At 62.3% G+C, this 11,140-nt stretch carries 6 protein-coding genes and 2 pseudogenes; 2 read left to right on the top strand and 6 right to left on the bottom strand.

Annotated features, from left to right (window positions below; translation table 11 throughout):
• Positions 1 to 146: 146 nt before the first annotated feature.
• The 6 genes and pseudogenes from V6M90_RS29895 to V6M90_RS29870 all read right to left on the bottom strand — a co-directional run.
• Positions 147 to 566, bottom strand: a complete 420-nt coding sequence (locus V6M90_RS29895) for a group I truncated hemoglobin (protein WP_017526294.1) — start codon at positions 564 to 566, stop codon at positions 147 to 149.
• Positions 566 to 1,423 (bottom strand): DUF3034 family protein, encoded by an 858-nt coding sequence (locus tag V6M90_RS29890; RefSeq protein WP_332847658.1) that lies wholly within the window; start codon positions 1,421 to 1,423, stop codon positions 566 to 568. Before V6M90_RS29890 ends, V6M90_RS29895 begins: the two co-directional genes overlap by 1 nt.
• A 9-nt stretch (positions 1,424 to 1,432) precedes the next feature.
• Positions 1,433 to 3,781, bottom strand: a complete 2,349-nt coding sequence (locus V6M90_RS29885) for a bifunctional diguanylate cyclase/phosphodiesterase (protein WP_332847657.1) — start codon at positions 3,779 to 3,781, stop codon at positions 1,433 to 1,435.
• Positions 3,765 to 4,433 carry a methylamine utilization protein gene (locus V6M90_RS29880; protein WP_408637349.1) on the bottom strand — a complete coding sequence of 223 codons (669 nt, stop codon included), beginning with the start codon at positions 4,431 to 4,433 and terminating at the stop codon, positions 3,765 to 3,767. Before V6M90_RS29880 ends, V6M90_RS29885 begins: the two co-directional genes overlap by 17 nt.
• A 208-nt stretch (positions 4,434 to 4,641) precedes the next feature.
• Positions 4,642 to 6,978 (bottom strand): putative bifunctional diguanylate cyclase/phosphodiesterase, encoded by a 2,337-nt coding sequence (locus tag V6M90_RS29875; protein ID WP_332847656.1) that lies wholly within the window; start codon positions 6,976 to 6,978, stop codon positions 4,642 to 4,644.
• A gap of 210 nt (positions 6,979 to 7,188) precedes the next feature.
• Positions 7,189 to 7,995: pseudogene (locus tag V6M90_RS29870) on the bottom strand (ABC transporter substrate-binding protein); the annotation flags it as partial.
• Here V6M90_RS29870 and V6M90_RS29865 point away from each other — a divergent pair.
• Together V6M90_RS29865 and lon are read left to right on the top strand one after the other, a co-directional pair.
• Positions 7,982 to 8,362, top strand: a pseudogene (locus tag V6M90_RS29865) (GntR family transcriptional regulator); the annotation flags it as partial. The pseudogenes V6M90_RS29870 and V6M90_RS29865 overlap by 14 nt on opposite strands.
• Before the next feature lie 159 nt (positions 8,363 to 8,521).
• Entirely contained in the window at positions 8,522 to 10,942 is a 2,421-nt protein-coding gene (gene lon, locus V6M90_RS29860) for an endopeptidase La (protein ID WP_003172023.1), read from the top strand.
• The last annotated feature ends 198 nt before the right edge of the window (positions 10,943 to 11,140 follow it).

Here is an 11,140-nt window from a genome sequence, read left to right as displayed (position 1 = left end):
CTCTTTGTTTACACAGAATGGGACTGCTGCGCAGTCCAACGGGAGCAAGCTCCCTCGCCACAGGTCACTTTTTACCCATTCAAAGCCTTAACTGACTGGCATTAGGGCTTGCCCCCTCCCACATTTGAACCTTGGTGTTCAGGTGACTAGTGTTCGATCACTTCACCGCGCATCACCGCCAGCCTGGCAATCAATCGATTCTGCACCGGCACCGGAATCCCTTCGCTGTCCATCGCCTTGATCAGATCTTCCACCAGCGCATTGAAGTCACTGCGGCTGACGTTCTGGCCCTTGTGACTCTCGGCCATGCTGTCACCGGTGTAGGTACATGGCCCACCTGCTTCGACGCAGAACTGTTCGATCAATTTGTTGCGCAGACGCTGGATATCGATGCGCCGAAAGCGTTCGACGATGCGCTCATCGCGGGCGATGTTGAGCAGCATCCCTTCGACAATCCGCGTGATGCCGGGCATGGCGCCGAGATCGCGGTACAGGCTGTCGTCCTTGGGCGGTTGTTGGGCGCAGGCGCTGAGCAGCACCGCCAGCGCGATGGGTAGAACGCGCATTAGAAGCTCCCCTGCACCGACACGTAGGTGCCGTTCTGGTTGTCCAACGTGGCAATTTCTCCAAGCCGCGCGTAAGCCAATACAAACGACAAGTGCTTGTTGGGAAAGTAGCCGACGAACACATCCGCCCAATCGCTTTCACCGGCAAACGACAGGTTGTCGGGCTTTTCCCGGTATTCGACCCCCAGCGCCCAGCGCGGGTTGAACAGCACCGCCACCGAGCCTTCCTTGAGCAGGCTGCGGCTGTCCCGACGATCGCCGCCGAAACCCAAAAGTCCGGTTTCGTTGGCGCGGCTGTAGCGCAGGCTGGTGTTGACCAGCACGTTGTAGCCAAACGCAGCGCCCATGAACAAACGGCTTGCGGCGAGGTAGCCTTCGACGTCACTGTCGCGCTTGGCCCCCACCAGGCTGGGGATATCGAAGTTGGTCTGGTGTTTGTATTCCAGGCCGAGGGACACCTGCGGCAAACGGTCGTAAATCACGTCGCCGAACAGCCGCACCTTCACACCCAGTACATCCTGGCCCAGGTTGCCTTCGGGCAAGTTGAGCTTATGCACCAGGCTGCCAAGGTCGAAGCGTTGGCGGGCGAAAGACACTTCGACACGGTTGTCGTAAGCCAGCGCCACGCCGGCCACGTCCAGCCGATAGTCCGGCAGATTGACCGTGGTGGCGAACGCCGTGGCGCCCCATTCATGTTGCTCGCCGTAGCCGGTCAACACCGCCCAAGGCGTGATACCGCCGCCCGCCGAGCCCTCGATGCTGCTGGCACCGCCCGTGGCGATCAGCCGGCCGTTATCGGCCCACGCAGTGTGCAGGGTCAGCGCCCCCAGGCAGCCAATCAGAAGAGAAAGTCGCACGTCAGCTACTCAATGAACCAAGGAAGTGTGCGCACTGAGGGGCAACGCCACCCAGGCTTCGAAAGCGTCGGCGCTCAAGGGCCGGCTGATCAGGTACCCCTGGGCCGTGTCGCACTGCCATCGCTCCAGTAAGCGCAGGCTGTGGGCATACTCGACGCCCTCGGCGACGACCTTGAGGCCCAGGTTGTGGCTCATCTCGATGGTGGAGCGCACGATCACCGCGTCTTCACTGGTTTCATCGAGGTTGCGCACAAAGGATTGGTCGATCTTCAACTCCTGCACCGGCAGGCGCTTGAGGTGAGCCAGCGACGAGTAGCCGGTGCCGAAGTCATCCACCGACAGGCTGATGCCGCAATCGCGTAACAGGTGCAGGACTTTGAGGGCTTTTTCCGGTTCACGCATCACTGCACTTTCGGTGATTTCGAACAGCAACTGTTCGGCCGGCAAGCCATACCGACGCAGCAAGGCCGAGACCCGATGGGCCAGTTCGTCACCGAGCAAATCGTCCGCCGAGATATTCAGTGACAGCTGTAAATACAGGCCGCGACGGTTCCACTCGCACAGTTGACGGATGCCCTCCTCGATCACCCATTGGGTCAACAAGTGGATGCTGCCCGAGCGCTCGGCCAGGGGGATGAATTCCGCCGGCGAGACCATGCCGAACTGCGGGTGCTGCCAGCGCAGCAAGGCCTCGGCCTGGCGTACATGGCCTTGGCGAATGTCCAGTTTGGGCTGGTAATGCAGCAGCAATTGGCCTTGGCCGGGCGCGTGGCGCAGGTCGCGGATCAGGGTGATCTGGCGGCGATGCACCAGGTCGCGGCCCTGCTCATAAACCTGCAGGCGGCCGGGCATTTTCGCGGCGTCGTTCATGGCGATGGCCGCGCGTTCGAGCACGGTGTGCGGGCTTTCGCCGTCGGCCGGGTAGGCCGCGATGCCCAGGCGGCAATCCAGCGCCAGGTCGTGGCCGTTGATGCGCTGGGGGCGCAGCAGCAGTTGTTGCAGCTTGTCGGCCATGCCCACCGCCTCGTCACTGCCCGCACCTTCGAGTAACAGCAGGAATTCATCGGCGATCAGGTGCGCCAAGGTATCGCCGGGGCGCAACACCGCCTCCAGGCGGCGGCTGACGGCCAGCAGCAATTGGTCCACCGCATCGGGCCCGGCGGTTTCGCTGACGGCGCGCAGGTTATCGATACCCAGGTAGACCAACGCCACCGGCCGTTGCAAGGCAATAGCACTGCCCAGGCGCTCCATGGCCAGCGCGCGGTTCGGCAGGCCGGTGAGGCTGTCGTGCAGCGCGTTATGCGCCAACTGTTGCTCACGTTCGGCGATGCCGCTTTGCATCGCATTGAACGCATTCGCCAGCAACCCCAGTTCGTCACTGCGCGCCAGGGCAACCGGCGTGTGGTAATCGCCCTGGCCAATGCGCTCGGCCGCCTGCGCCAACGTCTGCACCGGGCGCGATACGGTGCGCGCCAGCAACAAGGCGCCGATCAACGAGGCGAGCAAGGCGACCAGCGCGATGCCAAGGATCTTTTCGTCCAACGGTACAAAGGCCTGCATCGCCGCATCCAGCGGGCTTTGCAGCAAAGCCAGGACCTTGCCGTCCTGATCGCTGGCCAGCACCAGGGACTGGCTGAGGAAACGCTGCGCCAGGTGATCGGTGGTGGACACCCCATGGCGTGTCGTATCGCCCTGCATCAGGGCCAGAATGCTGTCGCGCAAAACCTGCGGCTGGGTGCTGACCAACTCGCCCGGCCGATCGTGAGCAATCGCCAGGAACGACACTTCCAGGTTGCTCAACAAGCGCAACTCATCGGCAAATGCGCCGTCCATGCTAAAGCCCATCACCACCCGTGCAATCGGCAACGGCGCCAGCACCGGGGCTTCCACCAACAGGTGCGGTTGGCCTTGCAGTGGCACAATCAGCATGGCCTGGTGGTTGCGCCGGGCATCGCGCAGCGACTGATCGTATTGGAAGGTCGAGCCCTCGGGCACTTCGCTCAACGTACTGGCGAGGACTTTGCCGTCCATGCCCAGCAGGATCACATCGCTGGCGTTGATGCGCTTGCCGTGGTTGAGCAGCACCGAGCGCATCGTCGCCGAGTCGCCGCTGGCCACCGCATCACGAAAGCCGAAGTCGGCGGCCAACAGTTGCACGCCATCGGCCAGACGGCGACCGCGAACGTCCAGCAAGCGCTCGAACACCCGCGACCCCACCTCCAACTGAGCCAGCGCCTGGCTGCGCACCGCTGAGTTGGTGGCCGCCTTGACACTGAAATACAGCGCACCGATCACCACCAGCAACAGCAGGATCAGGACACTGGCGACCCGCGCCTGGAAGCTACTGCGCAGTTTCACGGGAGGCTCGATTGAACGCGTCGCCAAACGCACTCGGCGTCGGCGGGATATCGGCGGAGGCCGGCTCCAGGCTCAGTACCACGTTGTGGCTCAGGCCGGCGGCAGTGACGTGCAAGTTGCCGCCGTCCAGAGGCTGCATGTCTTTGAGTTGCGGGTGCCACACCGTGGCGTGGTAATCGCCGGGCGGCAGTTGGTCCAGGCGCACGCGGCCTTGGGCGTCGCTGACGCCGAAATGCGCGTCGTCGGTCACGAAGATATAGCCGAGCATCCAGTCATGGATATTGCACCCAAGCACCACAACGCCAGGCTTGTCGAACAGCAACGGGTCGCTGGGCGTGCCTTCGTACAGGCGCAGTTCGAAACGCTTGGCGGCGGAGAAGGAATAAACCTGATGGCGGATGTTATCGCTGTTCGGGAAGCGCACCTGGGTGCCGGTGCGCACCGCCAGCACATGGGGCGCAAAGCGTTGGCCACGCTGGTCCATATCGGCCTTGAGCACACCGCTGAACGCACCCGCCGGGCCCTGAAGGGTCACGACGCCATCCGCCACGGGGCTGCCGTCGGCCTGGCGCATCAACACCTCAAGGGTGGCGGCCGAGGCTGGGCACGCCACCATCAGCGCCAGCGCTACACCTGAGAACACATGAATCATTCGGGCCATGGGGCATCCGCAACAGATGGAAAAAAGTGGCCAGCCTGGGTACTGCAAGGGCCAGCCATCATGCCGCAAACAAGGCAAAATGCCATCACTGAATAAAGAGCGTATGTGAACCGCCGGTCGGTAAAAACCTATGCGATCGGTCAAGCCCTGTAGAGGTTATCGACCCTGCGGAAGAATTCTGTAGCCCGTCGGTTGGGATCTAGACGGGCGTACCCTCGCGCCGCACCCACCTCTCGAACGCCGTGGCATCCAGCGGTCGACTGATGAGATAGCCTTGCGCCGTGTCGCAATTCCACTGTTTGAGCAGCTTCAAACTCGGCTCGAACTCCACGCCTTCAGCCACCACCTTAAGCCCCAGGTTATGGCTCATCTCGATGGTCGAGCGCACGATCACGCCGTCGCCGCTGGTGCTGTCGAGGTTGCGCACGAAGGACTGGTCGATCTTCAGTTCCTGTACCGGCAAGCGCTGCAACTGCGCCAGCGACGAGTAACCGGTACCGAAGTCGTCCACCGACAGGCTGATGCCACAACCGCGCAGTTGCTTCAACACGCGCAGGGCCTGTTGCGGGTTTTGCATGATGGCGCTTTCAGTGATTTCGAAAAGCAGCTGCGTGGCCGCGACGTCGTGTTGCATCAGCAAGCGGGTGACGCGAATCGCCAGGTCGTCATCGGCCAGGTCATCCACCGAGATGTTCACCGACAATTGGATCAGCAAACCGCGCAGCGTCCATTCGGCGATCTGGCGGATCGCGGCCTCGATCACCCAGTGGGTCAGGCTGGCCATGCTGCCGGTGCGTTCGGCCAGGGGGATGAATTCAGCGGGCGACACCAACCCCAGCGTCGGGTGCTGCCAGCGCAGCAAGGCTTCGGCCTGGACTACATGGCCGTGCTTGAGGTCGAGTTTGGGCTGGTAACACAGGTACAAGTCGCCTTCCACCGCGGCCCGGCGCAGGTCACGGATCAGGGTGATCTGGCGCTGGTGAGCCAGGTCGCGGTCCTGCTGGTAGATCTGCAGGTAGCCGGGAAAGGCCGCCGCATCGTGACGGGCAATGGCGGCGCGGCTGATCAACTCTTCCACCTGCTGGCCGTCGGCGGGGTAAGCGGCGATGCCGATACTCACTTCGTGGCGCAGCTCGTCATTACCGATGCGCTGGGGTTCGGTGAGCAAGGCGTAGAGACGGTCGGCGCGAGCCACGGCGCGGTCGACCTCGGTGTTTTCCAGCAACAGCAAAAACTCGCTGCCGGTGATGCGCGCCGCCGTGTCGCTGGCCAACAGGCTCATGGACAAACAACGGCTGGCTTCGCGCATCATGACCTCCACCCCCTCGGGGCCGAAGCCTTCGTTGATCACCCGATAATTCTCGATCCCCAGGTACAGCAACACCACCGGCCGCCGCGCGCTGATCGCACTGCCCAGGCGTTCCATGGCCAGGGTGCGGTTGGGCAGGCCGGTGAGTGGGTCATGCAGCGCGTTATGTTCCAGTTGCCGCTCGCGCATGGCAATGCCGCTTTGCATGGCATTGAACGCCCGCGCCAGCAGGCCGAACTCATCGTGACCGCGTACCCGTACCGGCGTGCGGTAATCACCGGAGCCGATGCGACCCGCCGCGTCCACCAGCGCATTGAGCGGACGCGACACCCGCCGCGCCAGCAACAGCGCGCCGACCAGCGACACCAGCAGCACCGCCAGGGCAATCCCGAGGAACTGCCGGTCCAGCGGCGCGAAGGACTCCAGCGCATGCTCCAGCGGACTTTGCAGCAACACGCGCACCTCATCGGCGCCACCTGTATTGGCCAGCGACACGACTTGACTGAGCACGCGCTCGCCATAAAACAAGCGGATCGATGCCTCGGCGTTCACCGGCGCATCGCGCAACAGGCTGAGGGTGGTGGCCTGGTGCGCGACAGGCTGGGTACTGAACAACGGGCCGGGCCTACCGTCCTGCACGCTGAGGAACGACACCTCCAGATTGCTCATGGAGCGCAATTCATTGGCAAACAGCGTGTCCATGGGAAACCCCATGACCACCCGAGCGATGGGCTGCGGGCCGACTACCTGGCCCTGCACCAGCAAGTAGGGGCGTCCGTCCATGGCGACGATCAGCATTTGCAGGCCACTGCGTCGTGCCTGGCGCAGTGCCTCGCGGTAGGGGAAGGTTTGGCCACGGGTGAAAATCGGCAAGGTGCTGACCAACACATCGCCGTCGAGCCCCAGCACAAACACTTCGCTGGAACGAATACCGGTGCCGTGCCGGCGCAGCGCGTCCAGAATCTTCGCCGGGTTGCCTTCGGCCACGGCCGCCTTGAACGGGCCGTCCGTGGTCAGCCAGTCGAGGCCGTATTGCAGGCGCCGACCACGCAGGTCGAGCAGGCGTTCGAACACCTGGCGACCGGTTTTCAACTGCACCTGGGCCTGGTTCTCCACGGCACGCAGGGTGGCGGCCTTGACCGCGAAGTAAGTGGCGGCCACCACCACCAGCAGCAACAGCGCCAGCACCCCGGCTATTCGGGTTTGGAACGTATGGCGCCACATCATGGCAGTGCCCTCGGGCAGCGTTAGCCTTCTTCTGCCACTACGTCCCTTTGTCATGCGCATTCCTTGCAACGGCTGACCTGGCGTCAAAAAAACATCCATTTTTATTGGATATTTTGAATTAGCAGATTAGCTGGCGAAACGCATAAGTCCACCCAATAAAACAAGGGACTTCACTGACGTTTTATTGGCGATGAGCCTTCGACCGGCACCTCAGCCGCGCGCACGCATAAAGTCCCCCCAGCGCCGCACCAGGTAGTTGTGTTCATCCATCACCGAATTCCACACAGCAATATGCCCCATGCGCTGTTCATAGGACCCGCCGTCGCGCACCTCGCCGAGGTCAATCAGCGGTAAACCGTCGCTGCCCGGTAACTCTTCCCGCGCAGGCTGGCCGGCGTACCAGTAGTCCCACTCGGCGCTGCTCAGGTGGTCGCGGCTGCGCGCCGGGTTGCCGATGTAGTAGCCCTGGCGCGCCATCACCGCGCCGGGCCAGCCGGACAGCCACCAATTGAGGTACGCGTAGGCCGCATCCAGCACCGGGCCTTGGGCGTGACGCGACAGTGACAAGCCCCCGAACCAGGCGCGATAGCCCTCGCGGGGCACCGCCAGGCGGTACTTCACGCCCGCGCGGTGCAGGCGCATCAGGGTCGGCGACCACAGGCTCTGGATATCGATGCTGGGGCTGAGCATCAACTGTGCGGCTTCTTCATCGTCCGACCAGAACGCCGCGAAGTGGCCCTCCTTCTGTTTGCGCACCAGGATATCGGCAAGCACGTCGATCTCTTCGATGCTCATATTGCCGATGTCCTTGAAGTGCGCCAGCCCCGCGCCCTGCACCGCCAGCGCGGCATCCAGCGCACCGATGGCGGCGTCGCTTTGCAATGCCGTGCGGGCGCGCCAGGCCGGGTCGAGCAGCCAGCCCCAGCTCTCATTGCCGTGGCAAAAGCCTTCGGGCAGGCGCTCGGGGCGGTAGGCGAAACTGTCGGCATTGTGGGTCAGGGGCAGCATGCTGCAGCGCGTGCTCGACGCCCAGGCCAGCCCCCAGTGCAGCCTGGAAGCCATCGAACAGATTGAAAACGACCTGCACCAACGCTGCCTGGCCGGCCTGCAAAACCGCAAGATCGCCGCGCTGATCCGCCAGGGCCAGAGCCCGATGATCATCAGCCGGATTTTCTACCGTTTGCTGGGGATCGGCGCTGATCCGGCGATGTTGGTCGAACATCGCCTGATATTGGAGCTGTTGCTGCATGGCGCGTTTGATGCGGCGGCGTTGAATTTGCGTGAGCATTTGCAACGGGCCAGTCAAAGGATGTTGCAGCGGTTGAAGGTGCTGTCGGTGTTGCCGGAACAGCCTTTGCCCGCCTACCTCCACAAAATCAGCTGACTAAACGCTAATCAAAATGTGGGAGGGGGCTTGTTCCCTCCCACATTGACCGCATCTGCCCGCGTAATTTCATGCAAATTATTGCTATCTCCCCTCCCCCATTGAAACCACCACTGCACCGCCCCATCTAAGCACCATACTTCCTGATGCAGGTGCCCCATGAGCGACCAGCAAGAATTCCCCGATTACGACCTCAACGACTACGCCGACCCCGAAAACGCTGAAACCCCTTCGTCCCACACCGGCCTGGCCCTGCCTGGGCAAAACCTGCCGGACAAGGTCTACATCATCCCGATCCACAACCGGCCGTTTTTCCCGGCCCAAGTGTTGCCGGTGATCGTCAATGAAGACCCCTGGGCCGAAACCCTGGAGCTGGTGAGCAAGTCCGAACATCACTCCCTGGCGCTGTTCTTCATGGACACGCCGCCGGAAGATCCGCGCCATTTCGACACCTCCAGCCTGCCGTTGTACGGCACTCTGGTGAAGGTGCACCACGCCAGCCGCGAGAACGGCAAGCTGCAATTCGTCGCCCAGGGCCTGACACGCGTGCGTATCAAGACCTGGCTCAAGCACCACCGCCCACCGTACCTGGTGGAAGTCGAATACCCGCACCAGCCCAGCGAGCCGACCGATGAGGTCAAGGCCTACGGCATGGCGCTGATCAATGCGATCAAGGAGCTGCTGCCGCTCAACCCGCTGTACAGCGAAGAGCTGAAGAACTACCTCAACCGCTTCAGCCCTAACGATCCGTCGCCGCTGACCGATTTCGCCGCCGCATTGACCTCGGCCACCGGCAACGAATTGCAGGAAGTGCTGGACTGCGTGCCCATGCTCAAGCGCATGGAAAAAGTGTTGCCGATGCTGCGCAAAGAGGTCGAAGTTGCGCGCCTGCAAAAAGAACTGTCCGCCGAGGTGAACCGCAAGATCGGTGAACACCAGCGCGAGTTCTTCCTCAAGGAACAGCTCAAGGTCATCCAGCAGGAGCTGGGCCTGACCAAGGACGACCGCAGTGCGGACGTGGAGCAGTTCGAACAGCGCCTGGAAGGCAAGACACTGCCGGCCCAGGCGAAAAAACGCATCGATGAAGAACTGAACAAACTGTCGATCCTGGAAACCGGCTCGCCGGAATACGCGGTGACGCGCAACTACCTGGACTGGGCCACCTCGGTGCCATGGGGCGTGTATGGCGAGGACAAACTTGATCTGAAACACGCACGCAAGGTGCTGGACAAGCACCATGCCGGCCTGGATGACATCAAGAGCCGCATTCTCGAATTCCTTGCGGTGGGCGCCTATAAAGGTGAAGTCGCCGGTTCCATCGTGCTGCTGGTGGGCCCGCCGGGCGTAGGCAAGACCAGCGTCGGTAAATCCATCGCCGAGTCCCTGGGCCGGCCGTTCTATCGCTTCAGCGTCGGCGGCATGCGCGACGAGGCCGAGATCAAGGGTCATCGTCGCACCTACATCGGCGCCCTGCCGGGCAAGCTGGTGCAAGCGCTTAAAGATGTGGAAGTGATGAACCCGGTGATCATGCTCGACGAGATCGACAAGATGGGCCAGAGCTTCCAGGGCGACCCGGCGTCGGCGTTGCTGGAAACCCTGGACCCGGAGCAGAACGTCGAATTTCTCGACCACTACCTGGACCTGCGCCTGGACCTGTCCAAAGTGCTGTTCGTGTGCACCGCCAACACCCTGGACTCTATTCCCGGCCCGTTGCTGGACCGCATGGAAGTGATTCGCCTGTCGGGCTATATCACCGAAGAAAAAGTCGCCATCGCCAAACGCCACCTGTGGCCAAAACAGCTGGAAAAAGCCGGCGTGGCGAAAAACAGCCTGACCATCAGCGACGGCGCCCTGCGTGCATTGATCGACGGTTACGCCCGCGAAGCCGGGGTGCGCCAGTTGGAAAAACAACTGGGCAAACTGGTGCGCAAGGCGGTGGTCAAGTTGCTGGACGCGCCGGACTCGGTGATCAAGATCGGCAACAAGGACCTGGAAAGCTCCCTCGGCATGCCGGTATTCCGCAACGAGCAAGTACTGTCCGGTACCGGTGTGATCACAGGTTTGGCTTGGACCAGCATGGGCGGCGCGACGTTGCCGATCGAAGCCACGCGTATCCATACGCTCAACCGCGGCTTCAAGCTCACCGGGCAGTTGGGCGAGGTGATGAAAGAGTCCGCAGAAATCGCCTACAGCTACATCAGCTCCAACCTGAAGTCGTTTGGCGGTGACCCGAAGTTCTTCGACGAAGCCTTCGTGCACCTGCACGTACCGGAAGGCGCCACACCCAAGGACGGCCCGAGCGCCGGGGTGACCATGGCCAGTGCATTGTTGTCGCTGGCGCGCAACCAGCCGCCGAAAAAAGGCGTGGCCATGACCGGCGAACTGACGTTGACCGGGCATGTGCTGCCGATTGGCGGCGTGCGCGAGAAGGTGATTGCGGCGCGGCGCCAGAAGATTCACGAGCTGATTCTGCCGGAGCCCAATCGCGGCAGTTTTGAAGAGTTGCCGGACTATCTGAAGGAAGGCATGACGGTACACTTTGCCAAACGGTTCGCGGATGTGGCGAAGGTGCTGTTCTGACAAACTTCTAGCGTCTGTGAAGGCCTCTGTGGTGAGCGGGCTTGCCCCGCGCTGGGTGGCGAAGCCGCCCCTGAAAAACGCTGCGCGCTGCCAGACAAAACGTGGCGTTTGGTTTTGGGCCGGGGGTGTCAGAAATTTTGTGTTCGGGCATAACATGAGTAAGAGGTGCATGTATGCCAACCAAAAAGAAACCCCTTC

The sequence above is a fragment of the Pseudomonas lactucae genome (genome assembly GCF_036688725.1).
GTDB lineage: Bacteria > Pseudomonadota > Gammaproteobacteria > Pseudomonadales > Pseudomonadaceae > Aquipseudomonas > Aquipseudomonas lactucae.
This window is presented reverse-complemented; position numbering and strand designations above follow the sequence as displayed.

What these genes read in the sequence shown, in the direction of transcription:
- V6M90_RS29895 (WP_017526294.1), bottom strand. Translation starts at nt 566, where the DNA reads ATGCGCGTTCTACCCATCGCGCTGGCGGTGCTGCTCAGCGCCTGCGCC.
- V6M90_RS29880 (WP_408637349.1), bottom strand. Translation starts at nt 4,433, where the DNA reads ATGATTCATGTGTTCTCAGGTGTAGCGCTGGCGCTGATGGTGGCGTGC.
- V6M90_RS29875 (WP_332847656.1), bottom strand. Translation starts at nt 6,978, where the DNA reads ATGATGTGGCGCCATACGTTCCAAACCCGAATAGCCGGGGTGCTGGCG.
- lon (WP_003172023.1), top strand. Translation starts at nt 8,522, where the DNA reads ATGAGCGACCAGCAAGAATTCCCCGATTACGACCTCAACGACTACGCC.